The 25,513-nt window shown below is 71.7% G+C and carries 19 protein-coding genes and 1 pseudogene; 15 read left to right on the forward strand and 5 right to left on the reverse strand.

The window, feature by feature from the left end:
- Positions 1–104 precede the first annotated feature (104 nt).
- Positions 105–2,270 carry a primosomal protein N' gene (locus EF387_RS22625; protein WP_128378416.1) on the forward strand — a complete coding sequence of 722 codons (2,166 nt, stop codon included), beginning with the start codon at positions 105–107 and terminating at the stop codon, positions 2,268–2,270.
- Positions 2,271–2,447: 177 nt separating this feature from the next.
- Here the strand turns inward: EF387_RS22625 and EF387_RS22630 are convergent, their stop codons facing one another.
- Positions 2,448–3,059, reverse strand: coding sequence for a hypothetical protein (locus EF387_RS22630; protein WP_128378417.1), 612 nt, complete (start codon positions 3,057–3,059; stop codon positions 2,448–2,450).
- A 386-nt stretch (positions 3,060–3,445) separates the two neighbouring features.
- Here EF387_RS22630 and fmt point away from each other — a divergent pair, with 386 nt between their 5' ends.
- Both fmt and EF387_RS22640 read left to right on the forward strand, forming a co-directional pair.
- On the forward strand, positions 3,446–4,378 hold the full coding sequence (gene fmt, locus EF387_RS22635) for a methionyl-tRNA formyltransferase (protein ID WP_128378418.1): 933 nt from the start codon (positions 3,446–3,448) through the stop codon (positions 4,376–4,378).
- A 115-nt stretch (positions 4,379–4,493) separates the two neighbouring features.
- Positions 4,494–5,924 carry an RsmB/NOP family class I SAM-dependent RNA methyltransferase gene (locus EF387_RS22640; RefSeq protein WP_128378419.1) on the forward strand — a complete coding sequence of 477 codons (1,431 nt, stop codon included), beginning with the start codon at positions 4,494–4,496 and terminating at the stop codon, positions 5,922–5,924.
- Positions 5,925–6,278: 354 nt separating this feature from the next.
- Here the strand turns inward: EF387_RS22640 and EF387_RS22645 are convergent, their stop codons facing one another.
- Entirely contained in the window at positions 6,279–8,450 is a 2,172-nt protein-coding gene (locus tag EF387_RS22645; protein ID WP_128378420.1) for an MMPL family transporter, read from the reverse strand.
- Between the two features lie 230 nt (positions 8,451–8,680).
- Here EF387_RS22645 and rpe point away from each other — a divergent pair, with 230 nt between their 5' ends.
- From rpe to EF387_RS22670, 5 genes are all read left to right on the forward strand, one after another.
- Positions 8,681–9,367, forward strand: a complete 687-nt coding sequence (gene rpe / locus EF387_RS22650) for a ribulose-phosphate 3-epimerase (protein WP_128378421.1) — start codon at positions 8,681–8,683, stop codon at positions 9,365–9,367.
- Between the two features lie 138 nt (positions 9,368–9,505).
- On the forward strand, positions 9,506–10,552 hold the full coding sequence (locus tag EF387_RS22655) for a sugar-binding transcriptional regulator (RefSeq protein WP_128378422.1): 1,047 nt from the start codon (positions 9,506–9,508) through the stop codon (positions 10,550–10,552).
- Positions 10,553–10,742: 190 nt separating this feature from the next.
- On the forward strand, positions 10,743–12,185 hold the full coding sequence (locus tag EF387_RS22660) for a GuaB1 family IMP dehydrogenase-related protein (RefSeq protein ID WP_162467194.1): 1,443 nt from the start codon (positions 10,743–10,745) through the stop codon (positions 12,183–12,185).
- A gap of 300 nt (positions 12,186–12,485) precedes the next feature.
- Positions 12,486–13,952, forward strand: coding sequence for an amino acid permease (locus EF387_RS22665; protein ID WP_128378423.1), 1,467 nt, complete (start codon positions 12,486–12,488; stop codon positions 13,950–13,952).
- 10 nt (positions 13,953–13,962) lie between these two features.
- Complete coding sequence (locus EF387_RS22670; RefSeq protein WP_128378424.1) at positions 13,963–14,415, forward strand: Lrp/AsnC family transcriptional regulator; 453 nt, start codon at positions 13,963–13,965, stop codon at positions 14,413–14,415.
- Between the two features lie 117 nt (positions 14,416–14,532).
- Here EF387_RS22670 and EF387_RS22675 read toward each other — a convergent pair whose 3' ends face one another.
- A complete protein-coding gene (locus tag EF387_RS22675) occupies positions 14,533–15,270 on the reverse strand; it encodes a GntR family transcriptional regulator (protein ID WP_128378425.1) in 738 nt (245 codons plus the stop codon).
- A 229-nt stretch (positions 15,271–15,499) separates the two neighbouring features.
- Between EF387_RS22675 and EF387_RS22680 the strand changes: the two genes are divergently transcribed.
- From EF387_RS22680 to EF387_RS22710, 7 genes are all read left to right on the forward strand, one after another.
- Positions 15,500–16,657: an ABC transporter substrate-binding protein gene (locus EF387_RS22680; RefSeq protein WP_128378426.1), complete on the forward strand. Its 1,158-nt coding sequence runs from the start codon at positions 15,500–15,502 to the stop codon at positions 16,655–16,657.
- A gap of 26 nt (positions 16,658–16,683) precedes the next feature.
- Complete coding sequence (locus tag EF387_RS22685) at positions 16,684–17,595, forward strand: ABC transporter permease (protein ID WP_128378584.1); 912 nt, start codon at positions 16,684–16,686, stop codon at positions 17,593–17,595.
- Complete coding sequence (locus EF387_RS22690; protein ID WP_128378427.1) at positions 17,583–18,410, forward strand: ABC transporter permease; 828 nt, start codon at positions 17,583–17,585, stop codon at positions 18,408–18,410. The genes EF387_RS22685 and EF387_RS22690 overlap by 13 nt, the downstream gene beginning before the upstream one ends.
- Positions 18,411–18,412: 2 nt before the next feature.
- On the forward strand, positions 18,413–19,498 hold the full coding sequence (locus tag EF387_RS22695; protein ID WP_128378428.1) for an ABC transporter ATP-binding protein: 1,086 nt from the start codon (positions 18,413–18,415) through the stop codon (positions 19,496–19,498).
- 68 nt (positions 19,499–19,566) lie between these two features.
- Positions 19,567–21,078 (forward strand): HAD-IA family hydrolase, encoded by a 1,512-nt coding sequence (locus EF387_RS22700; protein WP_202918346.1) that lies wholly within the window; start codon positions 19,567–19,569, stop codon positions 21,076–21,078.
- 176 nt (positions 21,079–21,254) lie between these two features.
- Entirely contained in the window at positions 21,255–22,043 is a 789-nt protein-coding gene (locus tag EF387_RS22705; protein WP_128378429.1) for a carbon-nitrogen hydrolase family protein, read from the forward strand.
- 222 nt (positions 22,044–22,265) lie between these two features.
- Complete coding sequence (locus EF387_RS22710) at positions 22,266–23,963, forward strand: flavin monoamine oxidase family protein (protein ID WP_128378430.1); 1,698 nt, start codon at positions 22,266–22,268, stop codon at positions 23,961–23,963.
- Positions 23,964–24,288: 325 nt separating this feature from the next.
- On the opposite strand, the pseudogene EF387_RS22715 reads toward EF387_RS22710, so the two are convergent.
- Together EF387_RS22715 and EF387_RS22720 are read right to left on the reverse strand one after the other, a co-directional pair.
- Positions 24,289–24,698, reverse strand: a pseudogene (locus EF387_RS22715) (hypothetical protein); the annotation flags it as partial.
- A gap of 115 nt (positions 24,699–24,813) precedes the next feature.
- Complete coding sequence (locus EF387_RS22720; protein ID WP_128378431.1) at positions 24,814–25,500, reverse strand: DUF5995 family protein; 687 nt, start codon at positions 25,498–25,500, stop codon at positions 24,814–24,816.
- Positions 25,501–25,513 lie beyond the last annotated feature (13 nt).

Here is a 25,513-nt window from a genome sequence, read left to right on the forward strand (position 1 = left end):
CTTCACCGGGGCCCGGCACGCACCTTGCGTGCCGGGCCCCGGCACGTTCCCGACCGGTCCCGGGCGGCGCCGCGCTGTCGGTGGGGTCTGGTAGGAATGCAAGGGTGAGCAGCGAGAACAGGCCCGGGGACGGTGGCGCGCACAGCGCCGCGCCGGAGCAGCTCGCGCTCATCCGGGAGAGCGTGCGCCGGGCCAAGGAACCCCGGGCGAAACCCCGGACGTGGCGTGGTGCCGCGCTCGCCGGGGAGCTGCCGGTGGCGCGGGTGCTCGTCGACAAGGGCGTCCTCCACCTGGACCGGTACTTCGACTACGCGGTCCCCGCGGAGCTGGACGCCGACGCGCAGCCCGGCGTACGGGTGCGGGTGCGGTTCGGGGCCGGGCGGCACCGCGTCCGGGACGGGCGGCGTGAGGGCGGGGGCCTGATCGACGGGTTCCTCGTCGAGCGGGTCGCCGCGTCCGACTACTCGGGGCCGCTCGCCGCGCTCGCCCAGGTCGTGTCGCCCGAACCGGTCCTCAGCGCCGAACTGCTCGGGCTCTCGCGGTCCGTCGCCGACCGGTACGCCGGGTCCTTGGCCGATGTGCTGCAGCTCGCGGTCCCGCCACGCAACGCACGCGCCGAGGGAAAGCCCTCCCCCGAGCCGCTGCCCGCGCCGGACGTGCCCGAGCCGGGATCCTGGGGGCGCTATGCGCACGGCGCGGCCTTCGTGGAGTCCCTGGCCGTCGGCGGATCGCCGCGGGCCGTGTGGAACGCGCTGCCCGGGCCCGAGTGGGCCGGGGAACTGGCGCGGGCAGTGGCGGCGACGCTCGCCTCCGGCCGGGGCGCCCTGGTGGTCGTGCCGGACGGACGGACGGCCGGCCGGGTGGACGCCGCGCTGACGGGTTTGCTCGGGGTGGGGCGGCACGCGTTGCTCACCGCCGACGCCGGGCCCGAGAAGCGGTACCGGGAGTGGCTGGCGGTACGGCGAGGTTCGGTGCGGGCCGTCGTCGGCACCCGGGCCGCCATGTTCGCCCCCGTACAGAAATTGGGACTCGTCGCGATCTGGGACGACGGCGACGACAGCCACAGCGAGCAGCACGCCCCGCAGCCGCATGCGCGAGAGGTACTGCTGTTGCGCGCGGCTCAGGAGAAGTGCGCCTTCCTGCTGGGCAGTTGGAGCTGCACGGTGGAGGCCGCGCAACTCGTGGAGAGCGGCTGGGCGCGACCGCTGGTCGCGGACCGGGAGCGGGTTCGGGCGGCGGCGCCACTTGTGCGCACCGTCGGCGACGGTGAACTCGCGCGCGACGAGGCGGCGCGTGCCGCCCGGCTGCCCAGCCTGGCCTGGCAGGTGGCCAGGGACGGGCTGCGCGACGGCCCGGTGCTGGTGCAGGTGCCCAGGCGCGGATACGTACCGCGGATGGCGTGCGCCACCTGCCGGGCGCCGGCGCGGTGCCGGCACTGCGCGGGGCCCCTGCAAGCGCGAGAGCAGGACGCGGGCGCGGGGGCGGTGAGGTGCGGTTGGTGCGGACGCGACGAGGCCGCCTGGCACTGCCCCGAGTGCGGCGGGTCCCGGTTGCGTGCGCAGGTAGTCGGGGCACGGCGCACCGCCGAGGAGTTGGGGCGGGCGTTCCCGGCGGTGCCGGTGCGGACGTCGGGGCGGGAACAGGTCCTCGACACGGTCCCGTCGTCGCCCGCGCTCGTCGTGAGCACACCGGGCGCGGAGCCCGTCGCCGAGGGCGGGTACGCGGCCGCCCTGCTGCTGGACGGCTGGGCGATGCTGGGGCGGCCCGATTTGCGCGCCGGGGAGGACGCGTTGCGGCGGTGGATCCAGGCGGCCTCGCTGGTGCGCGGACACGGGGCGGGCGGCACCGTGGTGGTGGTCGCCGAGCCGACGCTGCGACCCGTGCAGGCGCTCGTACGGTGGGACCCCGTCGGGCATGCGGTGCGCGAGCTGGCCGAGCGGGCCGAGCTGGGGTTTCCACCGGTGTCCCGGATGGCCGCGGTCTCCGGGCCCGCCGAGGCCGTCGCGGCCTTCCTCGCCGATGCCCAACTGCCCACGGAGGCCGAGCTGTTGGGGCCGGTGCCGCTGCCGGTGACGCCGGCGGGCCGCCCCCGCAGGCCCGGGGCGCCCCCGCCAGGCGAGCACTGGGAACGGGCCCTGCTGCGGGTACCACCCGGCCGGGGCGCAGCGCTCGCTGCGGCGCTCAAGAGCGCGCAGGCGGCGCGGATGGCGCGTGGCGGCGACGAGGGTATGCGGGTCCGGGTGCGGATCGATCCGCCGGACATCGGGTGACGGCCGAGCCGGGCATGGGTGATGGTGGGGCTGGGCTCGGCCCTGTGCTTCGCCTCCCGGACGGGTCGTCCCCGCGGAGCGTCTCGCCCTGGACACACTGCTGCCTCCCGGCCGAGTGCCGGGAGGCAGCCCGGCGCCGGGAGGCAGCAGTGTGCTGAGGTCAAGGTGTGGTTGAGGTCAGCCGTTACGCGGGCCCGGAAGCGCTCCCTGCCGGGGGTCGTCCCGGAGCGCCGGGACCACCGGGGCCACTGGGCCCACAGAGCCGGAGCCCACCGGGGCCACCGGGCCGACCTGCGTCACAGGTGCCGCCGGGGCCGGCTGTGCGGGCATGGCACGGGCCGCGGGGACCGTGGGGACCGAGGAGACGCCCGTGCCGACGGCGACCGGGCGGGTGCCCGATGGTTCCGCCGTGCGCTCCGCCTCGACGGCTGCCTGGGCCGCCGCGCGGCGGGCACCGTACCGGCGGTGGACCGCCTGTTTGGTGACGCCCAGCGCCGAGCCCACCGCGTCCCACGAGAAGCCGAGAGAGCGGTCGAAGTCCACGGCGGCCGTGACGAGGGTCTCGACGCTGTCCCGCAGCTCCTGGGCGAGGCGGACGGTCGGGGCAGGGGCACGTCCGTAGACGACGAAGCCCGTGGCGGGGCCGGAGCGGCGCGGGCGGTAGACGTTGCCCAGCTGGGCCGTGAGCGTGCGTAGTGCGTCCACCTGCCGGCGGACCCGCTCGATGTCCCGCACCAGCAAGTGCAGGCTGGCCCGAGCCTGGGCGTCGTGGGTTGCGTGGTCGGCCATGAACAAGCCTCTCGAACCGGCGTGAAAAGGATCGGGCCGCGATGGGGCCCGCTTGGTCAACTCTTTCTTGACCAACGCGTTTTTGGGTGAGTGGTCACGCTCCGGGGGCGCGCGTACGTGTTTACGCCCCTGAAAGGGCATCTGCACCCGGCAGGGGCGGGGCAGGGCATCGGCTACCGGCGTGGGGCTGGGAATGGGAAGGGGCATGGGCACCGGCGTCGGGCTGTGAAGGGCATCGGCACCGGCGTGGGGCCGGCGGCGGGTCCGGCCGCGGCCCCGCCCTCACGGTTGCCGGCGGGGTGACAACCCGCGCGCCCCGGCGCCGCCCGGACCCATACACTGGTGTGCTGCCGTCACCTCCCCGTCCGAGAGGCCAACCGCCCCCCATGAAGCTCGTCTTCGCAGGCACCCCTGAGGTCGCCGTCCCCGCTCTGGACGCCCTGATCGACTCCGGGCGGCACGAGGTCGCCGCGGTCGTGACGCGGCCCGACGCACCGGCGGGGCGGGGGCGGCGGCTCGTCGCCAGCCCCGTGGCCGAGCGGGCCGCCGAGGCCGGGATCGAGGTGCTCAAGCCGGCGAAGCCGCGGGACGAGGAGTTCCTGGCGCGACTGCGGGAGATCGCGCCGGACTGCTGCCCGGTCGTCGCGTACGGCGCGCTGCTGCCGCGGGTCGCGCTCGACGTGCCGGCGCACGGGTGGGTCAATCTGCACTTCTCCCTGCTGCCCGCCTGGCGCGGCGCCGCCCCGGTGCAGCACGCGATCATGGCGGGTGACGAGATCACCGGGGCGTCAACGTTCCTGATCGAGGAAGGCCTCGACTCCGGGCCCGTGTACGGAACCGTCACCGAGGAGATCCGGCCGACCGACACCAGCGGCGACCTGCTGACCCGGCTCGCCTTCGCGGGCGCCGGGCTGCTCTCGGCCACCATGGACGGCATCGAGGACGGGACCCTGAAGGCCGTGCCGCAGCCCGCCGACGGCGTCTCCCTGGCACCGAAGATCACCGTCGAGGACGCCCACGTGGACTGGGCCGCGCCCGCCCTGCGCGTCGACCGGGTGGTGCGTGGCTGTACGCCCGCTCCCGGCGCCTGGACCGTCTTCCGCGGCGAGCGGCTCAAGCTCGTACAGGTGGCCCCGGTGCCCGAGCGGACCGGTCTCGCTCCGGGGGCCCTCGCCGTCGGGAAGAACAACGTGTACGTCGGAACCGGTTCGTACGCCGTCGAGTTGCTGTGGGTCCAGGCCCAGGGGAAGAAGCCGATGCGTGCCGCGGACTGGGCCCGGGGGGTCCGTATCGCCGCCGGTGAGTCGCTCGGGGCGTGAGGCTTGGTCGAGGCTGTGCCGCCGGCCGGCCCAGGCCGTGATCAGGGCGCTCCAGCGGGGGAACCCGGCGTAGTCTGAACGGATTACGTCATCCAGAACCCGGAGCACCTTGTCCGTGAGTGAGCAGTCCCGCCGACCCCGTAAGCCCGGCAAGCCCTACCGCCGCCCCAAGAAGGACCCCGTACGGATCCTCGCCTTCGAGGCGCTGCGGGCCGTCGACGAGCGGGACGCCTACGCCAACCTCGTCCTTCCGCCGCTGCTGCGCAAGGCGCGCGAGAAGGAGGGGCCGGAGAGGTTCGACGGGCGGGACGCGGCGCTGGCCACCGAGCTGGTGTACGGGACCCTGCGCAAGCAGGGCACGTACGACGAGATCATCGCCGCCTGCGTCGACCGGCCGCTGCGCGAGGTCGACCCGCCCGTGCTCGACGTGCTGAGCCTGGGGGTCCACCAGCTCCTCGGAACGCGGATCCCGACGCACGCCGCCGTCTCCTCCACGGTCGAGCTCGCCCGGGTCGTCCTCGGCGACGGGCGGGCCAAGTTCGTCAACGCCGTGCTGCGGAAGGTGGCGCAGGACGACCTGGACGGGTGGCTGGAGCGGGTCGCGCCGCCGTACGACGAGGACCCCGAGGACCATCTCGCCGTGGTGCACTCGCACCCCCGCTGGGTGGTCTCGGCGTTGTGGGACTCGCTGGGCGGCGGGCGCGCCGGGATCGAGGATCTCCTGGAGGCCGACAACGAACGGCCGGAGGTGACGCTCGTCGCCCGGCCGGGGCGGGCCACCGTCGAGGAACTGCTCTCCGGCGAGGAGGCCGCCCTCCCGGGGCGCTGGTCACCGTACGCCGTGCGGCTCAGCGAGGGCGGTGAGCCCGGGGCGATCGAGGCCGTGCGGGAAGGCCGCGCCGGCGTGCAGGACGAGGGCAGCCAGCTGGTGGCGCTGGCGCTCGCGAACGCGCCGCTGGACGGCCCCGACGAGAAGTGGCTGGACGGCTGCGCGGGCCCCGGCGGCAAGGCGGCACTGCTCGCCGGGCTCGCCGCCGAGCGCGGCGCGATGCTGCTCGCCTCCGAGAAGCAGCCGCACCGGGCGGGGCTCGTGGGGCGGGCGCTCGCCGGGAACCCCGGTCCCTACCAGGTCATCGCCGCGGACGGAACCCGGCCGCCGTGGCGCCCCGGAACCTTCGACCGGGTGCTGATGGACGTCCCGTGCACCGGGCTCGGCGCGCTGCGCCGCCGTCCCGAGGCCCGCTGGCGGCGACGCCCGGAGGACCTCGACGGCTTCGCCCCGTTGCAGCGCGGGCTGCTGCGCACGGCACTGGAGTCGGTGCGGGTCGGGGGAGTGGTCGGGTACGCGACCTGTTCCCCGCACCTCGCGGAGACGCGCGCGGTCGTCGATGACGTCCTCAAGCAGCATCAGGGGGCCGAACTCCTCGACGCCCGGCCCTTGTTGCCGGGGGTGCCGGCGCTCGGCGACGGCCCGGACGTACAGCTGTGGCCGCATCTGCACGGGACCGACGCGATGTATCTGGCACTGATCCGGCGGACGGCCTGAGCTGTTCCGGCGGGTGGCTTGGGCTGTTCCGGCGGGTGGCTTGGGCTGTTCCGGCGGGTGGCCTGAGCTGTTCCGGCGGGTGGCTTGGGCTGATCCGGTGGGGCGGGCTGAGCTGTTCCGGTGGGGCGGCCTGAGCTGTTCCGGCGGGCGGCTTGGGCTGATCCGGCGGGTGGCCTGAGCCGATCCGGTGGGGCGGGCTGAGCTGATCCCGGTGGGGCGGGCTGTGGCCGATCCGGCGGGGCGGCGTGAGCAGGGGGGCGGCCTGAGCAGGCGGGGCGGCCTGTACCGATCCGGCGGGCGGCACCGGGGGCCCGTGCCGTCCGCCGGAGGGTAGCCCCCGTCACCAGCCCCCGGTCACCGTCGTTGCGCCGCCGGTTCCGGCGCCTTTTCCAGGGCCGCGCTCTCGCGGGCCAGTCGATGCGGCCACCACACCTTCGGGCCCACGTCCAGGAACAGCGCCGTCACCAGGACGGAGCGGACGATGAAGGTGTCCAGGAGGACGCCCAGGGCCACCGCGAAGCCGATCTCCGCGAAGGCGACCATCGGGAGCGTGCCCAGCGCGGCGAAGGTGCCGGCCAGGACCAGGCCGGCCGAGGTGATCACCGCGCCGGTGGCGGTGAGGCCGGTGACCACACCTCGACGTGTTCCCTGGCGTTCTGCCTCCTCGCGGATACGGGTGGTCAGGAAGATGTTGTAGTCGATGCCCAGCGCCACCAGGAACACGAAGACGAAGAGCGGGAAGTCGGTGGTCTCGCCCGCGTAGTCGAAGATGTGGCGGAAGGCGAGCGCGCTCGCCCCGAGCGCCGCCGTGAAGGACAAGACCACCGTGCCGATGAGCAGGAGGGGTGCCAACAGGGCGCGCAGCAGGACCGCCAGGATCAGCAGGACGACCACCAGCACCGCGGGGATGATCACCACGTTGTCGTGCGTCGTCGCCCGGTCCATGTCGAGCAGGGCCGCTGTGCCGCCACCCACCTGGGCATCCGCGTCGGGGATGGCATGGACCCGGTCCCGTACCCGTTCGACCGTCTGTTTCGCGGCCTCGCTGTCGGCCGGATCCGTCATGGTCGCCTCGAACAGGATCTTCCCCTCGAACGACGGTTTCGTCCCGGGCGGCACGTTGATGCTTTGTGGCACGACTCCGCGTGTGTCGGCGACCGCGGCCTTTACCCGCGCGCCCTCGTCCTCTTCGGCCACCACGACGAGCGGGTCGCCCGCGCCCGCCGGGAAGTACCGTTCGGAGACCTCCTGCCCGGTGATCGAGTCGGGTTTGCCGGTGAACGCGTCCGCGTTGCTGATGCCCTCCGCGCGGAGCTGGATCAGACCGAGGGAGAGCACAGCCAGGGCCAGCGCGGTGGAGACCCAGGTGACCCGCGGGCGGCGGGCGATCCTGTGGCCCGTCCGCGCCCACACACCCCGTTCGGTGGGGTCCTCCGTGCCGTAGCGCGGGATCACCGGCCAGAAGATCCAGCGCCCGAAGATCAGCAGCAGGGCCGGGAACAGCGTCATCATGGCGAGCAGCGCGACGGCCACGCCGATCGCGGCGACGGGGCCGAGGCTGCTGGTGGAGTTCATCTCGGCGACGAGCAGGACCAGCATGCTCAGCACCACGGTGGCGCCGGAGGCCAGGACCGCGGGGCCCGCCCGGTTCATGGCGAGCGACATCGCCTCGTGCCGGCTCTGGTGGCGGCGCAGCTCCTCCCGGTAGCGGGCGACGAGCAGCAGCGCGTAGTCGGTGCCCGCGCCGAAGACGAGGACGGTGAGGATGCCCGCGCTCTGCCCGTTCACCGTGAGCCCGGCATGCTCCGCAAGCAGATAGATCAGCGCTTGGGCGATGAACAGCGCGGCCACCACTGGCAGCACCGGCACCAGCAGCAGGGTCGGACTGCGGTAGGTCAGGAGCAGCATCACGATCACGACGGCCATCGCCGCGAACAGCAGCGTGGAGTCGATGCCCTCGAACGCCTCGGAGAAGTCGGCGGAGGTGCCACCGGGCCCGGTGATGTGCACCGCGAGCCCGTCTCCGCCCTCGCCGCTGCGGTCCCGGATGGAGTCGACGGCGGGCGCGATCCGCTCCCAGCCCTTCTCGTCCATCGTGATCGGCACGTAGATGATGGCGGCCTCGGGGGCGGGCTGCTGGTTGTAGACGGGCCCCCGGGTCTCGTCGCCGCGGATCCCGTGGTCGCTCAGCGCCCGGATCTCCCGGGTGTCATCGGCGATCTGGCGCCGGTCCTGCGCGGTCAGCCCGCCCTCGCGCGCGTAGATGACGACGGCCGGGATCGTCTCCGGGCGGAAGTCGGTGGAGATGTCGAGGACCTGGGTGGACTCGGCGGAGCCGGGCAGCCAGGACTGGGCGTCGTTGTCCTGCGCGTCGGTGAGCTTGCCGGCCAGGGGGGCCAGGAACACGAGGAGCACCAGCCACAGGACGACGACGACCCACTTGGTGCGCCGCCCGCACACGAAACCGAAGATTCCCTGCCGCACATGGTGCTGGTGTTGGTGGTGGTGCCCGCGTACGTCCGTCATGGCGTTTCCCGTAGCCGTACATGGAGACGGTCGACATGCTCGGTCGTCCAGCATGGCACGGACCGCGGCGACACGGGAGGGTTCGTGACGGGTTGCGCGGTGCCGTCCGTATTCGTCCTGGGTGCGGGTCCGGTGTCCGGCCGCGGAACGGAGCCCGCCCGTGGTCCGGGGGTGGCCGTCGGTCCGGGACCGGCGAAGGCGACCGGTGCCGGGCATGGCAGGCTTGGGGCATGGCCGTGCAGATCAACCCCAGCATCCTGTCCGCCGACTTCGCCCGTCTCGCCGAAGAGGCGAGGGCGGTCGAAGGGGCCGACTGGCTCCATGTCGATGTGATGGACAACCATTTCGTCCCGAACCTCACGCTCGGTGTGCCGGTCGTGGAGTCGCTGGCGCGGGCGACGGACACTGCGCTGGACTGCCATCTGATGATCGAGGACCCCGATCGGTGGGCCCCCCAGTACGTCGAAGCGGGTGCGGGTTCTGTCACCTTCCATGTGGAGGCCGCCGCCGCACCCGTGCGTCTCGCGCGCGAGATCCGGGCGAAGGGCGCCCGTGCCTCGATGGCGCTGAAGCCCGCGACACCGATCGAGCCGTACGAGGACCTGCTCCCCGAGCTCGACATGTTGCTGATCATGACCGTCGAGCCGGGCTTCGGGGGACAGGCCTTTCTCGACATCATGCTCCCGAAGATCCGCCGCAGCCGCGAGTTGATCAGCAAGCACGGCCTCGAACTGTGGCTCCAGGTCGACGGCGGTGTCTCGGCCGCCACCATCGAACGCTGCGCGGAGGCCGGCGCGGACGTCTTCGTCGCGGGATCCGCGGTGTACGGGGCCGACGATCCGGCCGAGGCGGTACGCGCGCTGCGTTCCCGCGCGGAGACCGCGACGAAGGCCGCGACCTGGTTCTGCGGCCACTGAGCAGAACCGCCGCGGACCGGTCTTCCGACCGGTGAGCACGGCCTTTTCGGCGACCGCAGGGCCAAGGGAACGTGAACGGCGCCCATCCGGGCTGATCAAGTACGCCGAATCTGCGAGGATGAACGGCGTATCCAGAGTGTGAACAGCAGTGAGGAGATGGCCGTGTCGGGTATGTCGGCGGGCCGGTCAGCCATGCGGATGGGACCCGCTGAGCTGGTGCAGGCGGCGGCCATGGCCCGTCGCTTCTACCTCGAGGGCAAGTCCAAGATCCAGATCGCGGAGGAGTTCGGCGTCAGCCGCTTCAAGGTGGCCCGGGTCCTGGAGACCGCCCTCGAACGTGATCTCGTACGCATCGAGATCCGAGTGCCGGCCGAACTGGACGCCGAGCGCTCCGACGCGCTGCGCGCCCGTTACGGCCTCAGGCACGCCGTGGTCGTGGAGTCCCCGGCGGAGGCTGCCGAGGAGTCGCCCGATCCCGAGAACCTCGGTGAGGTCGCGGCGGACTTGCTTGGCGAACTGGTGACCGAGGGGGATGTCCTTGGGCTGGCTTGGGGCCGGTCCACCATCCACATGGCGGCGGCCCTGGACCGGCTGCCACCGTGCACGGTGGTGCAGTTGACGGGTGTGTACGACGCCGGGACCGCCGAACGCGGATCGGTGGAGGCGGTGCGGCGCGCCGCACAGGTGTCGGGCGGCGACGCCCACCCCATCTACGCGCCGATGCTGCTGCCCGACGCCGCCACCGCCGCCGCGCTGCGCCACCAGACCGGGATCGCCCGCGCCTTCGAGTACTTCGACAAGGTCACGGTGGCCTGCGTCTCCATCGGCTCCTGGGAGGCGGGCATCTCCACGGTGCACGACATGCTGACGGACGAGGAGCGGGCGCACTACTCGTCGCTGGGCGTGGCCGCCGAGATGTCGGCGCACCTCTTCGACGCGGAGGGCCGCAGGGTCGGCCGTGATCTGGGGGAGCGGTGCATCACGGTCAAGGCGGACCAGCTGCGGCGCATCCCGGAGGTCGTCGCGATCGCGGGCGGTAGCCGCAAGGCCGCGGCCATCGACGCGGTGCTCCGCTCCGGGCTGGTCACCAGCCTGGTCACCGACACATCGGCGGCGGACTACCTGATGTCCGCCGGCCCGGCGCCGCGTTCGGCCCTGGGCCGTCAGGATCCGGACGGCCCCTGACCCCCTGACGGCCTCCGCCGGTGCCGGGCCTGGCACCGGCCTTTGGAGGATCCGCCGAGGGCCGCTCCGACCTGCCTGGATGATCGGCCGAGCAGTGGTACGCCCCTGACATGGGACAATGAAGTACGTGCTCTTCCCCCTGGCTGACCTGTCCGGGGGCCGCCTGACGAACCACTGGGATGTGCAGCACGTGCGTTTCCTCAATGGCATCCAGCCCCCGTACGACCTGACGTACGACGACGTCTTCATGGTCCCGAGCCGCAGCGCGGTCGGCTCCCGGCAGGGTGTGGACCTGGCCTCGCCGGATCTCACCGGCACCACGATCCCGCTCGTCGTCGCCAACATGACCGCGATCGCCGGCCGCCGCATGGCCGAGACCGTCTCCCGCCGCGGCGGACTCGTGGTCATCCCGCAGGACATCCCGATCGACGTGGTCACCGAGGTCATCTCCTGGGTGAAGAGCCGCCACCTGGTGCTGGACACCCCGATCGTCCTCGGCCCGCACCAGACCGTCGCCGACGCCCTCTCGCTGCTGCCGAAGCGGGCGCACAACGCGGGCGTCGTGGTGGACGACGGGCACCGGCCGGTCGGCGTCGTCACCGACCGGGACCTCTCCGGAGTCGACCGCTTCACCCAGCTGTCCGAGGTGATGTCACGTGACCTGCTGCTGATCGACGCGGAGATCGAGCCCCGCGAGGCCTTCCACAAGCTCGACGCCGCCAACCGCCGCTACGCCCCAGCCGTCGACCGGGACGGCAGGCTCGCGGGCATCCTGACCCGCAAGGGCGCGCTGCGCGCCACGCTCTACACGCCGGCCGTGGACGCCCAGGGCAGGCTGCGCGTCGCCGCCGCCGTCGGGATCAACGGCGATGTCGCGGGCAAGGCCAAGCAACTCCTCGCTGCGGGCGTCGACACGCTCGTGGTGGACACCGCCCACGGCCACCAGGAGTCGATGCTCGCCGCCCTGAAGGCCGTCCGCGGCCTCGATCCGCAGGTGCCGGTCGTCGCGGGCAACGTCGTCGCCGCCGAAGGGGTACGGGACCTGATCGCGGCCGGCGCCGACATCGTCAAGGTTGGCGTGGGGCCCGGCGCCATGTGCACCACGCGCATGATGACCGGCGTCGGCAGGCCGCAGTTCTCCGCGGTCCTGGAGTGCGCGGCCGAGGCACGCAGGCTCGGCAAGCACGTCTGGGCCGACGGCGGTGTGCGGCACCCGCGCGACGTCGCGATGGCGCTCGCCGCGGGAGCGTCCAACGTCATGGTCGGGTCCTGGTTCGCGGGTACCTACGAGTCCCCGGGCGACCTCCAGCAGGACGCGGACGGACGCCTCTACAAGGAGTCCTTCGGCATGGCCTCCGCGCGCGCGGTGCGCAACCGCACCTCGGAGGAGTCGGCCTACGACCGCGCCCGCAAGGCGCTGTTCGAGGAGGGCATCTCCACGTCGCGGATGTATCTGGACCCCGCCCGCCCGGGCGTCGAGGACCTGATCGACTCGATCATCGCGGGCGTCCGCTCCTCCTGCACCTATGCGGGCGCCGCCTCCCTGGAGGAGTTCGCGGAGAAGGCGATCGTGGGGATCCAGAGCGCGGCGGGTTACGCGGAGGGCAAGCCGCTGCACGCCAGCTGGAACTGACGGACTGTCCGCGAGTCCTGGTGGGGGACTGGTCCCGAAGCCCGGGGGCGTCCCGAAAGCGCCGTACGCCCGGTCTGTGCAACGCTCCACAGCGTCCGCGCAACGAACCCTCGCGAGTACCCGATCAACGCAATGATCTTGCGAGAGCGCGCAAGGTTGCTGCATTACGGTCGCCAACCCGGGCCCGTAGGGTTTTGCGCTGTACGTAGCGTGGCGGGGACCCCCTGCTCGGTGGTCCCCTGAGTCCGGGCTGCCGTCGGGCCCGCCGCACCGACCGGCAGTGAACAAGGAGCCACACGCGTGCTCGACCGCGGCGCACCAGGCGCATCCGCGCAGTACCACCCCGACCCACCCCCGTCCACCGGCACCGGCCTGATGCGCCGCAAGCCGGTGGAACGCCTGGTCGCGGAGGGTGGCCAGGGCGAGGGAGGGTCGCTGCGGCGCTCCCTCGGGCTCTGGCAGCTGACGATGATCAGCATCGGCGCCACCCTGGGCACGGGCATCTTCGTCGTCCTCGGTGAGGCCGTCCCCAAGGCCGGGCCCGCCGTCACCCTCTCCTTCGTGATCGCCGGCCTCACCGCCCTGTTCTCGGCCCTCTCCTACGCCGAACTCTCGGGCACCATCCCGGTATCCGGCTCCTCGTACTCGTATGCGTACGCAACGATGGGTGAGTTGGTCGCCTGGATCTGTGGCTGGTGCCTGGTCCTGGAGTACGGGGTCTCGGTGGCCGCCGTCGCGGTCGGCTGGGGCGAGTACCTCAACGAACTCCTCGACGGAACCGTCGGCGTCACCATTCCCGCCGCCCTGTCCGCGCCGCCCGGCGACGGCGGTGTCTTCAACCTGCCCGCGCTGATCGTCGTCCTGCTCGCGATGGTCTTCCTGCTGGGCGGCGCGAAGGAGTCAGCGCGCGCCAACACCGTGATGGTGATCGTGAAGATCGTCGCCCTTCTCCTGTTCTGCGCGATCGGCTTCCAGGGCTTCCGCTCCGGCAACTACGAGGAGTTCATGCCGCTCGGCATGGCGGGCGTCAGCGCGGCCGGCGCCACGCTCTTCTTCTCGTACATCGGTTTCGACGCGGCCTCCACCGCCGGCGAGGAGGCGAAGAACGCCCAGCGCGACCTGCCGCGCGCCATCATGCTGTCACTGGTCGTCGTGACCGTGCTGTACGTCCTCGTCGCGGCCGTCGCCGTCGGTGCCCGGCCCTGGCAGCGGTTCAGCGACTCCGAGGCCGCGCTCGCCGGGATCATGCGTGACGTGACCGGGCAGACCTTCTGGGGCACCCTGCTCGCCGCCTGCGCGGTCGTCGCCATCGCGAGCGTCGTCCTGACCGTCCTGTACGGACAGACCCGCATCCTCTTCGCCATGGCCCGCGACGGCCTCGTCCCGCAGGTCTTCGCCCGCGTCAACCCGAGGACCGGTACGCCGCGTGCCAACACGCTCATCGTGTCCGTCTTCTGCGCGGTGCTCGCCGCGGCGATCCCGCTCGGGCAGCTCGCCGACGCCACCAGCATCGGCACCCTCTTCGCCTTCGCGCTGGTCAACATCGCCGTGGTGGTACTGCGCCGGACCCGGCCCGAGATGCCGCGCACCTTCCGGGTGCCGCTGTCCCCGCTGCTGCCGGTGCTCGGATTCGGTTTCTGCGTCTGGATGATGGGCAGTCTGTCCGCCGTCACATGGGCCGTCTTCGGGGTCTGGATGGCCGCGGGGCTCGTGTTCTACTTCAGTTACGGCTACCGCCGGTCCCGACTCGCGACTCCAGAGAAGTGAACCACCCGCAGTGCTGAACGATCTCGACGAACGCATCGTGCACGCCCTCGCCGAGGACGCCCGCCGCTCCTACGCCGACATCGGCCAACTCGTCGGCCTGTCGGCGCCGGCAGTGAAACGCCGTGTGGACCGGCTGCGCGCCACCGGGGCCATCACCGGCTTCACGGTCCGCGTGGACCCGGCCGCGCTCGGCTGGGAGACCGAGGGGTTCGTCGAGATCTACTGCCGGCGCAACACCTCCCCGGAGACCATCCAGCGAGGCCTGGAGCGCTACCAGGAGATCGCGTCCGCCTCCACCGTCACCGGTGAGGCGGACGCGATGGTCCAGGTGTTCGCCTCCGACATGCGCCACTTCGAGCGGGTCCTGGAACGCATCGCCGGAGAGCCGTTCGTGGAACGGACCAAGTCGGTGCTGGTGCTGTCGCCGCTACTGCGGAGGTACTCGTCCGGGGCGCCTCGGTAGGGATCCCTACTGCCTCGGTAGGGATCCCTACTGGGGGCGCGGGGAACTGCGGCGCTGGGCCATGACGGCCGCGAGCCGTCCTCAGGTGCTCGACCACGCACTCACCCTCCCCTCGGTTCAGCGCAGCGCACGCGCCAACGCGTTGTTCCCCACCGAGTTGTGCACGCTGAAGCTCACCGCGTCGGACCGGTACCGGTCGTCCGACCACTCCACCGGACGCCCCTCCGGCGTCGTGGTGACCCGCCGCACCCGCAGCAGCGGGCTGGTGCGGCGTACGCCGAGCAGTTCGGCGTCCTGCGCGCCCGCAGCCACCGCGTCGATGACGTGCTCGCCGTAGGCGAAGACCAGCCCCGTGTCGTCGTAGAGCCGCTGGGTGACCGACGGGCAGTCGGGCTCGATCGCCTCGACCGCGGGGGAGATCCAGTCCGCGTACACCGTGCGCTCCAGCAGCACCGGCTCCCCGTCCAGCCCCCGCACCCGAAGCACGTGCAGCACCGGAGTGCCCACCTCCAGTTGGAGGCGCGCCTCGTCCTCGGAGGTCGCCGGCCGGTACCCCTGCGCCACCACGTGCCCCGTCGCCTCGCGCCCCATCGCGCCGGCCCACTGGGCGAAGCTGCGCAGTTCTGTGAAGCTCTGGCTGCGCCGGCTGGCCAGGACCACCCGGCGGGCGCCCTGCCGGGAGCCGATGAGCCCTTCGGCGGTGAGGCTCGCGAAGGCCTGGCGGACCGTGCCGCGCGACACGCCGTAGCGGGCCGCGAGTTCGGTCTCCGCGGGCAGCAAACCGCCCACCGCGTACTCCTCGCGGTCGATCGCGCGCCGCAGTTCGTCCGCGATCTCCTCGTGTCGCGCCGCCATGCTTCCCCTCTGAGTCGGCTGCTGTGCACAGCGCGATCAGCCTAATCGACGCTCGCCCGTGAGCGCATGACCCCGGATTGTCCGCCAAATCACGGCTCAAGGTTTCGCCAGTGTTTACCAGGGTGATATCGGCAGCGGGGTTGACTGGGCCAACTTGTTCAGACAACTTCTGCACAAGCTCTCTGCTCCCCAGCCTCAGCGAACCCTCGCGCGCACCCTTGGAGAGACCGTGACCGTTTCCCTGCCGAGAACGGCCGTCCTCACCGGCAGCCTCGCCCTCACCGCCGCACTCACCCTCAGCGCCTGCGGCGCCGCCCCCGACGACACGTCGACCACCGCCGGCGGAAAGAGCGCCGCCACCGCGACCTCCGCCGCGGACTTCGGCGGTATGGACGCCCTGGTGAAGGCGGCCAAGAAGGAGGGCACGCTGAACGCGATCGCCCTGCCCCGCGACTGGGCCAACTACGGGGCCCTGATCGACGGGTTCGAGAAGAAGTACGACATCAAGATCGACGTCGAGAACCCCGACGGCTCCAGCCAGGACGAGATCAACGCCGTCACCTCCCGCAAGGGCCAAGACCGGGCGCCCGACGTCCTCGACCTCGGCAGCTCCTTCGCGCTGACCGCCGCCCAGCAGGGCCTGCTCGCGCCGTACAAGGTGGCGGCGTTCGACGACATACCGAAGGGGCAGAAGGACGCGCAGGGCCGCTGGTTCAACGACTACGGCGGCTACATCTCCATCGGCTGCGACGCGAAGCGCGTGAAGACCTGTCCCAGCACCTTCGCGGATCTGCTGAAGCCGCAGTACAAGGGTCAGGTCGCCCTCAACGGCAACCCCACCAAGTCCGGTTCGGCCTTCGGCGGCGTGTGGGCCGCAGCACTCGCGAACGGCGGTTCCTTCGACGACATCCAGCCCGGCCTGGACTTCTTCGCCGAGCTCAAGAAGAACGGCAACTACACGCCCGTCGAATCGACCCCGGCCACCGTCGAGAAGGGCGAGACCCCCATCAGCATCGACTGGGATTACCTCAACGCCGGGTACGCCGACGAGTTCAAGTCCAAGGGCGTCGACTGGAAGGTCTCGGTCCCGTCGGACGGCAAGTTCTCGCAGTACTACTCCCAGGCCATCAACAAGGACGCCCCGCACCCGGCGGCGGCCCGGCTGTGGCAGGAGTACCTCTACAGCGCAGAGGGCCAGAACCTCTGGCTCAAGGGCTACGCCCGCCCGGCCCTGATGACCGCCATGGAGAAGGCCGGCAACCTCGACGAGACCGCCGCAGCCAAGCTCCCCGAGGTCTCCGGAACCCCCGAGTTCCCGAGCGAGGACCAGCAGGCCAAGGCCAAGGAAGTGCTCGCCCAGGGCTGGGGGAAGGCCGTCTCCGGATGACGTCCACCGAGATGACGCCCCCAGAGATGACGCCCCTCGAGACGAGCACCCCGCTCTCCCGGACCGACGAGGTGCCCGCCGCTTCCCCGAAGCGGCGGCGCCGCCCGACCGACTGGCTCGCCGTCGTCCCGCTGCTCGCCTTCGTGACGCTGGCCTTCGGGCTCCCCGCCCTCGCCATGCTGAACGGGGCCTTCACCGTCAAGGACCAGGCGACGGGCGCCACTTCCTACACGGCCGGGAACATGACCGCCTCCGTGCAGGGCGCCTACCTCACCGCCCTGCTCGGCAGCGTCAAACTGTCCGCCGTCTCCGCGGGCACCGCGGCCGTCCTCGGACTGCCCCTCGCCCAGGCCGTGGTGACCTCCCGGTTCCGCGCCCTGCGCGAGGCCGTGCTCACCGCCTCCGGAGTCCTCGCCAACTTCGGCGGCGTCCCGCTCGCCTTCGCCTTCGTCGCCACACTCGGCAACTCCGGAGTGTTGACGAGGCACTTGGGCCTGACCGACAAGGGCTGGGACCTCTACAGCTTCTGGGGACTGGTGATCGTCTACCTGTACTTCCTCATCCCGCTGATGGTCCTCACCATCACCCCCGCCCTGGACGGACTGCGCGCCCAGTGGCGCGAGGCGGCACAGAACAACGGCGCCACCACCTTCCGTTACTGGCTGCACGTCGCCCTGCCCGTGCTCGCGCCCTCGCTGCTCGGCGGGCTGGTACTGCTCTTCGGCAGCGCGTTCGCGGCGTACGCCACCGCCGCGGCCATGGTGGGCAGTTCGGTTCCGCTGGTCACCCTGCAGATCGCCGACGCCATCTCCGGCAACGTCCTGGTCGGCCAGGAGAACGTGGCGCTCGCGCTCAGCCTCGACATGGTCCTCGTGGCGGGCCTCGTCATGGCCGTGTACCTGCCCCTGCAACGACGGAGTGCGCGATGGCTCGCCTGACCCCGGCCCGCCCGGCCCCGTGGCGCTGGGCCGTCCTCACCGGCGCCGGACTGTACTTCCTGGTGCCGCTCGCCGCGTCGGTGGTCTTCACCGTCGACGTGCCCGGCCAGGGCGTCACCTTCGACGCCTACACCCGCATCCTCGGCACCGAGGGCTTCGTCTCCAGCCTGTTGCTGTCACTGGAGCTCGCCGCCGCGACCATCGCCGTGGTGCTGTTGCTGATGGTGCCCGCCACGGTCGCGCTGAGGCTCGGCGCGCCTCGGCTGCGGCCCGTCGTGGAGGTCGTCTGCTCACTGCCGCTCGTCGTGCCGCCGATCGCGTTCGTCGCCGGCATCGGCACGGTCCTGAAGTGGGGCCCCGAGCACCTGTCCCGGACGCCGCTGTTCCAGACCTTCGTGGCGATCCAGAACCCCGACTTCCCCGTGGTGCTCGTCCTCGCCTACGTGGTGATGGCGCTGCCATTCGTGTACCGCGCACTGGACGCGGGACTGCGCGCCATCGACGTACGCACCCTCGTCGAGGCCGCGCGCAGTTGCGGGGCGAGCCGGACGCAGGCGCTGGTCCAGGCGGTGCTGCCCAATCTGCGGGGCGCGCTGCTCAACGCCTCCTTCCTCACCCTGGCGCTGGTCCTCGGCGAGTTCACCGTGGCGCAGCTGCTGGGCTTCCAGCCGTTCGCCGTGTGGATCGTCAACGTCAGCGGTTCGCAGGCCCAGCTGTCCGTCGCCGTCTCCGTGCTCAGCCTGCTCGTCACCTGGGCACTCCTCCTCGCGCTCGCCGGTGTCGGCGGGCGCTCCCGTACCGCTTCCCGGGGATGAAGATGACCGTCACCACACTCGAAAAGGCCGTCTCCGAGAAGGCCGCCACCGTCGAATTCCGGGGCCTGCGACGGGAGTTCGGGCCGACCGTCGCCCTCGACGGACTCGATCTGACCGTACGGCCCGGGGAACTCCTGGCCCTGCTCGGGCCGTCCGGCTGCGGCAAGACCACCGCCCTCCGGGTGCTCGCAGGATTCGAGCACCCGGACTCCGGCGAGGTGCTGCTCGACGGCGAGGACGTCACCCGCGTCCCCGCGCACCGGCGCGACGCCGGGATGGTCTTCCAGTCGTACAGCCTCTTCCCGCACCTCAGCGCCGTGGACAACGTGGCCTTCGGGCTGCGCATGCGCAAGGTCCGCACCACCGAACGGCGGGCCCGCGCCGCCGAGTTGCTCGACCTCGTCGGTCTCGGCGACAAGGGCGGGAGTTTTCCGCACCAGCTCTCCGGAGGCCAGCAGCAGCGGGTCGCGCTCGCCCGCGCCCTCGCCCTGCGCCCGCGCGTGCTGCTGCTCGACGAACCGCTCTCCGCCCTCGACGCCAAGGTACGGCTGACCCTGCGCGAAGAGATCCGCCGCCTTCAGCAGGAACTGGGCATCACCACACTGTTCGTGACGCACGATCAGGAAGAGGCGCTGTCCATGGCGGACCGGGTCGCCGTCATGCACGCCGGGAAGCTCGAGCAGTGCGCCGCCCCCGCCGAGTTGTACGGCCGCCCCGCCACCGCCTTCGTCGCCGAGTTCGTCGGCACGATGAGCCGGGTGCGGGGCCAGCTCACCGCGGAAGGCGGGGACACGGTGGAGGTGCTCGGGCAGCGGCTGCCGGTCGACGGCGAGGCGCCCGCGGTCACGGAGGTCGACGTGCTGGTGCGGCCCGAGGCGGTCCGGGTCCGGGCCGACGAGGGCGGCGCGGGGCGGGTCGCGGCAACGGCCTTCCTCGGCGCGGCGACCCGCGTCACGGTACGGCTCGGCGACGGCACCGAGGTCAAGGCCGACCTGCCCACGCACGAGGCCGCCGCGCTCGGGCCGGGAGCCGCGGTGACGGTGAGCCTGCCGGAGCGGCCGGTACTGGTGGCCGAACGAAAGAACTGAAACCACCGAAGCCGCTGTCCGACACAAGCCCCTCCACGCCACGTCCCCCCAAGACGAAAGAGAGAACCGTGACTCACCAGTCGCTCCAGGCCGTCCTGTTCGACATGGACGGCACGCTCGTCGACACCGAGCGGCTCTGGTGGGAGACGGTGGAACAGGTGGCGTCCGCACTCGGCAGACCGCTGGCCCCGGCCGACCAGCCCGAAGTCCTCGGTCAGGCGGTCGAGCACACGGCACGGTGGCTGGCCGGTGTCACCGGACGCCCCGACGCGCCGATCGCCGGCGCACTGCACCGGGAGTTCGCCGAACGCGTCCGCACCGGCATCGTCCCCCGCCCCGGCGCCCTGGAACTCCTCGACGCCCTCGCCCACGACGGTGTGCCGACGGCCCTGGTCACCGCCTCGCCGCGCACGGTCGCCGACACCGTGCTGGACGCCCTCGGCGCCGGGCGCTTCGCGGTCTCCGTCACCGCCGACGACACCGAGCGCACCAAGCCCGCGCCCGACCCGTATCTCGCCGCCTGCCGGGCCCTCGGCGTGGATCCCGCCCGCTGTGTCGCCGTCGAGGACACCGGCACGGGAGTCTCCTCGGCCGAGGCGGCGGGCTGCACGGTGCTCGCGGTGCCCTCGCTCGCGCCGATCGAGGCGGCACCCGGACGGACTGTGCTCGCCAGCCTGGAGGGCGTCACGCCGGAAGGACTGCGCGGTCTGGTCGGACACACGGCCCCGCGGTACGAACTACGCGTCATGACCTGGAACCTGTGGCTCGGCGGCGCCCGGGTCGACGACCACCGGGCCAAGCAGGTCAAGGTCGTCCTGGAGGCCGAAGCGGACGTCGTCGGCCTCCAGGAGACCGGCGGCACCGCGGCCCGGGAACTCGCCGAGGCCCTCGGCTGGCACCACCACCGGGCCGGGGAGAACCTCGGCATCATCAGCCGCCATCCGATCACCGCGGGCCTCGGCGATCCCGACGTCGGTTTCTACGGTGCGGCGGGCGCCCGCATCCGGCTCGAGCAGGAGCCCGGCGGGGCGGTGGAGGTCGACGTCTGGACGGCCCACCTCGACTACACGCCCTACGGGCCCTACGAAGCCGCCTTCGACGGACTCCCTGCCGCCGAGCTGATCGCCCACGAGGCGGCACGGCTCGGGCAGATGAGGGAAGCCCTGCGGAGCATCGCCGAGGCGGCCGGCGCCGACCGGCCCGTCGTACTCGTCGGCGACTTCAACACCCCTTCGCATCTGGACTGGCCGGACGTCGCCTGGCCGGTGACGAAGGCGGCCGAGGAGGCGGGGCTGCGCGACTCCTACCGGGAGGCCCACCCCGACCGGACACGGGAGCCGGGCCACACCTGGTCACCGGTGCACACCGAGCACGAGGACGGCAGCGGACGCCCCGAACCCCAGGACCGCATCGACTACGTCCTTCACAACGGCCGGGGCCTGACGGTGCTCGGCTCCCGCACCCTCGTCAGCGGCTCCCCGCAGGCCTGGCCGGACGTGGCGGGCAACGCCTGGCCCTCGGACCACGCGGCGGTGATCACCACCTTCGCCGTGCGGGGCCCCGCGCGGCGCCCCATCTGACGACGGCGACGGGTACGGAGTTCCGTCCGCAGGGGCGCGTAACGAATCGCCGCCGGAGGCACCGTGCACGCAACGTTTCGTTCGGCGGTGCGCAACGGGTGCTTCTTGTCGCCTTGAGCCCGCCGACCTTACCGTCTAGTTGGCCCCAACCCCTTCCGCCCCGGTGAGGAACACGCATGCGCACCGCCCTGCTCCAGAGCTCCGGCCGCCCCGGCTCGGTCGCCGAGAACCTCAAGGTCCTCGACGAGGCCGCGGGGCGTGCCGCGGCCGCCGGCGCCGGGCTGCTGGTGGCGCCGGAGATGTTCCTGACCGGGTACGCGATCGGCTCGGACGTGCCGTTGCTCGCCGAGCCCGCCGACGGGGACTCGGCCGACGCCATCGCCGACATCGCGGGACGTCAGGGCATCGCACTGGCCTACGGCTATCCCGAGCGCGAGGCGGAGCGTGTCTTCAACTCCGCCCAGCTGATCGCCGCGGACGGCACCCGCCTCGCCAACTACCGCAAGACACACCTCTACGGCTGCTTCGAGCGCGATCACTTCACCCCCGGCGAGCAACCCGTCGTCCAGGCGGAACTGGGCGGCCTGTGCGTGGGCCTGATGATCTGTTACGACGTGGAGTTCCCGGAGAACGTCCGCGCGCACGCCCTCGCCGGCACCGATCTCCTCCTCGTTCCCACCGCGCAGATGCACCCGTTCCAGTTCGTCGCCGAGTCCGTCGTGCCGGTGCGCGCCTTCGAGAACCAGATGTACGTCGCGTACGTCAACCGCGTCGGCCCGGAAGGGGAGTTCGACTTCGTGGGCCTCTCCACGCTGGCAGGTCCCGACGGCATCGCCCGGGCCCGCGCGGGGCGCGCCGAGGAGCTGCTGTTCGCCGACGCGGACCCGGCCTTCCTCGCGGCCTCGCGCGAGTCGAACCCGTATCTGCGGGACCGCCGTCCGGGCCTGTACGGCTCGCTGATCTGACCAACGCGCATCGAACGTCCCGGCGTTCGCTCGACAACAGCGTCCTGCCGTCGCTCAAACAACAACCTTCTGACAGTCGCTCGACAATGTTCTGACGGTGATCGCTCGACAACGCCCTGACGGCCGCTCGACAACGCCCTGACGGCCGCTCGGCATTGTCCTGACGGCCGCCGACAAGCCTCTGCCTCCCTCAAAGAGTTTCTCGCAAGGAGCCCCTGCCCCATGACGTCCACGGTGCCCAACGCCGTCCAGCACACCGATGCGCACCTGCCGCCGATCACCATGTTCGGGCCGGACTTCCCGTACGCGTACGACGACTTCCTCGCCCACCCCGCGGGCCTCGGTCAGGTTCCGGCGACCGAGCACGGCACCGAGATCGCCGTGATCGGTGGCGGTCTGTCCGGGATCGTGGCTGCGTACGAGCTGATGAAGATGGGCCTCAAGCCGGTCGTCTACGAGGCCGACCGGATCGGCGGCCGGCTGCGCACGGTCGGCTTCGACGGCTGCGACCCCTCGCTCACCGCCGAGATGGGCGCCATGCGCTTCCCGCCGTCCTCCACGGCGCTGCAGCACTACATCGACCTGGTGGGGCTGGAGACCAGGCCGTTCCCCAACCCGCTCGCGGAGGCGACGCCGTCGACCGTGGTCGACCTCAAGGGCGAGTCGCACTACGCCGAGACGATCGACGACCTGCCGCAGGTCTACCGTGACGTGGCGGTCGCCTGGAACGCCTGCCTGGAGGAGGGCGCCGACTTCTCCGACATGAACCGGGCCCTGCGCGAGCGCGACGTGCCGCGCATCCGGGAGATCTGGTCCCGGCTGGTGGAGAAGCTCGACAACCAGACCTTCTACGGCTTCCTCTGCGCCTCCGAGGCCTTCAGGTCCTTCCGCCACCGGGAGATCTTCGGCCAGGTCGGCTTCGGCACCGGCGGCTGGGACACCGACTTCCCCAACTCGATCCTGGAAATCCTGCGCGTCGTCTACACCGAGGCCGACGACCACCACCGCGGCATCGTCGGCGGCAGCCAGCAGCTCCCCCTCAGACTGTGGGAGCGCGAGCCGGAGAAGATCGTGCACTGGCCGTACGGCACCTCGCTGAAGGCCCTGCACCCGGGCGGCGAACCGCGCCCGGCGGTGACCCGGCTGCACCGCACCGCGGGCAACCGCATCACGGTGACGGACGCGAACGGCGACATCCGCACCTACCGGGCGGCCATCTTCACGGCCCAGTCCTGGATGCTGCTGTCGAAGATCGATTGTGACGACTCGCTCTTCCCGATCGACCACTGGACCGCGATCGAGCGCACCCACTACATGGAGTCGAGCAAGCTCTTCGTGCCCGTGGACCGGCCCTTCTGGCTGGACAAGGACGAGCACACCGGCCGCGACGTGATGTCGATGACGCTCACCGACCGTATGACGCGCGGAACCTACCTCCTCGACGACGGCCCGGACAGGCCCGCCGTCATCTGCCTGTCGTACACGTGGTGCGACGACAGTCTGAAGTGGCTGCCGCTGTCCGCGAACGAGCGGATGGAGGTCATGCTGAAGTCGCTGTCGGAGATCTATCCGAACGTCGACATCAGGAAGCACATCATCGGCAACCCGGTGACCGTGTCCTGGGAGAACGAGCCCTACTTCATGGGCGCGTTCAAGGCCAACCTGCCCGGCCACTACCGTTACCAGCGGCGGCTGTTCACGCACTTCATGCAGGACCGGCTGCCCGAGGACAAGCGGGGCATCTTCCTCGCGGGCGACGACATCTCCTGGACGGCCGGCTGGGCCGAGGGCGCCGTTCAGACCGCGCTGAACGCGGTCTGGGGCGTCATGCACCAACTGGGCGGGAGCACCGACCCCGGCAACCCCGGTCCCGGCGACGTCTACGACGAGATCGCGCCGGTGGAACTGCCGGAGGACTGAGCGGGCCGGCCCGTGCCGGTCCGGTTCGGCCTGGCCCGTACTGGCCAGTATTGGCGCCGGTCCGTACTGGCCCGTGCCGGTCCGTACTGGCCCGTTTTCGCCCGGACGGCCCTCGGGGAGAATCCGAACGGACATTAGCGGTAGCTGTCCGGAATACCCGGCTTCAGTAACCCGCGCGGGTACAACACTCCGTTGGCCCGCAGGTCGCGGCGGCGGTAGACCGGGGCGAGGTCAGCGGCGGGTAGAGCGAATACCGCTTCCATCTGCTCGGGATCACGCGCCGCGGTGCAGATCCCGAGCCATTGGTCACCGTGCGCGGGGCCTGTCATCTCCGATACCGCTGCGCCACTGCCGTGAGGCGGCCTTGGGTTCCCATTCCATGTCGGGGTAGGTCTGCCCCCGGCGCCCTTCGAGGAGCTTGACGATGCCCAGGCCGGCCCGGTCCAAGTCGCCCTGGGGTCGCCGTCCGGGCGGTGCGGATAGCCGGGCAAGGCGAACAGGAAACACGAATGCGCTGTCCACGCCCTCGGTCTCGAAGATCTCCAGCAGTTCGCTCAGATATGCGGCCTGGCCGGCCTCGTCGCGCTCGTATATGCCGTTGAGCCGTACGGGGGTCTTGGTCTCTGGGTCGTGCTCGACCACTTCCAGCACTCGCCCACCGCGGTCTCCCGCGCCGCGGTAGGCCGCGGTGCCGAACCCGGTGATGGCGAGCGGCTTCGGGCCTTGGGCCAGGGTGAGCCGGGGTGTGGTGGTCCGAGCCCGGCCGTCCGGGCCCGTGTGGACCCCGCGGCCCGCGCCCAGCCTGGCGGGATCAGGTCATCGGCGACGAAACATCCGGAGTCGCTCCGAGTCAGTCGGGCAGAGGGGTGAGCAGTATCCGGCTCGCCAGTCCCGTCGCCGCGTCGAGGCGCTCGGTGAAATCCTCGGCCAGCTCGGGAAGCCGGCGCAGTGCCCACAGCGCACGTGCCGCCGCCCATGCGCCGTCGCGCGCCCGCTCCAGGCTCCAGGCGCCCAGCAGATGCGTGAGCGGATCGGCGATCTGGAGCAGGTCGGGGCCCGGCATCAGATCTTCGCGGATGCGTTCCTCCAGAGTGATGAGGAGCTCGCCCACGCGATCGAACTCATCTTCCAGTTCGACCGGGTCGTAGTTCAAGCTACGACAAGTGTCTACGACGGCCAGCGCCAGGTCGTGCCCGATGTGCGCATTGATGCCCGCCAGCGCGAACTGCATGGGCCGTACTCCTGGATGGCGGCGAAACTGGAAGAGCGGCCGCCAGCAGGCCGGTGGACGGCGCCCTTCCGCTACCGCGTCGACGGCCTCGAGATAGCGCTCCGCGAACCGTACGTCCAGCGTCATCGCGGCTCGTACGTCCCGGAAGTACCCTGCGTCCAGGCGATGTCGGACCTCTTCGGTGACGGTGAGGTAGACGCGGTTGAAGACCGCGAGCCCATCCCTTTCCGGCCATTCCTCGGCGAAACTGCGCATCCGGGAGACCACGGTGTCCACATGAGTCGTGGACTGTTCCAACAGCACCATGGGGGCAGGGTCC

The organism is Streptomyces cavernae (assembly GCF_004023625.1).
GTDB lineage: Bacteria > Actinomycetota > Actinomycetes > Streptomycetales > Streptomycetaceae > Streptomyces > Streptomyces cavernae.

Bases quoted from the DNA above. Each gene is read 5' to 3' on its own strand.
- EF387_RS22630 (WP_128378417.1), bottom strand. From the start codon at position 3,059: ATGGCCGACCACGCAACCCACGACGCCCAGGCTCGGGCCAGCCTGCAC.
- fmt (WP_128378418.1), top strand. From the start codon at position 3,446: ATGAAGCTCGTCTTCGCAGGCACCCCTGAGGTCGCCGTCCCCGCTCTG.
- EF387_RS22645 (WP_128378420.1), bottom strand. From the start codon at position 8,450: ATGACGGACGTACGCGGGCACCACCACCAACACCAGCACCATGTGCGG.
- rpe (WP_128378421.1), top strand. From the start codon at position 8,681: ATGGCCGTGCAGATCAACCCCAGCATCCTGTCCGCCGACTTCGCCCGT.
- EF387_RS22675 (WP_128378425.1), bottom strand. From the start codon at position 15,270: ATGGCGGCGCGACACGAGGAGATCGCGGACGAACTGCGGCGCGCGATC.
- EF387_RS22685 (WP_128378584.1), top strand. From the start codon at position 16,684: ATGACGCCCCTCGAGACGAGCACCCCGCTCTCCCGGACCGACGAGGTG.
- EF387_RS22690 (WP_128378427.1), top strand. From the start codon at position 17,583: ATGGCTCGCCTGACCCCGGCCCGCCCGGCCCCGTGGCGCTGGGCCGTC.
- EF387_RS22695 (WP_128378428.1), top strand. From the start codon at position 18,413: ATGACCGTCACCACACTCGAAAAGGCCGTCTCCGAGAAGGCCGCCACC.
- EF387_RS22705 (WP_128378429.1), top strand. From the start codon at position 21,255: ATGCGCACCGCCCTGCTCCAGAGCTCCGGCCGCCCCGGCTCGGTCGCC.
- EF387_RS22710 (WP_128378430.1), top strand. From the start codon at position 22,266: ATGACGTCCACGGTGCCCAACGCCGTCCAGCACACCGATGCGCACCTG.
- EF387_RS22720 (WP_128378431.1), bottom strand. From the start codon at position 25,500: ATGGTGCTGTTGGAACAGTCCACGACTCATGTGGACACCGTGGTCTCC.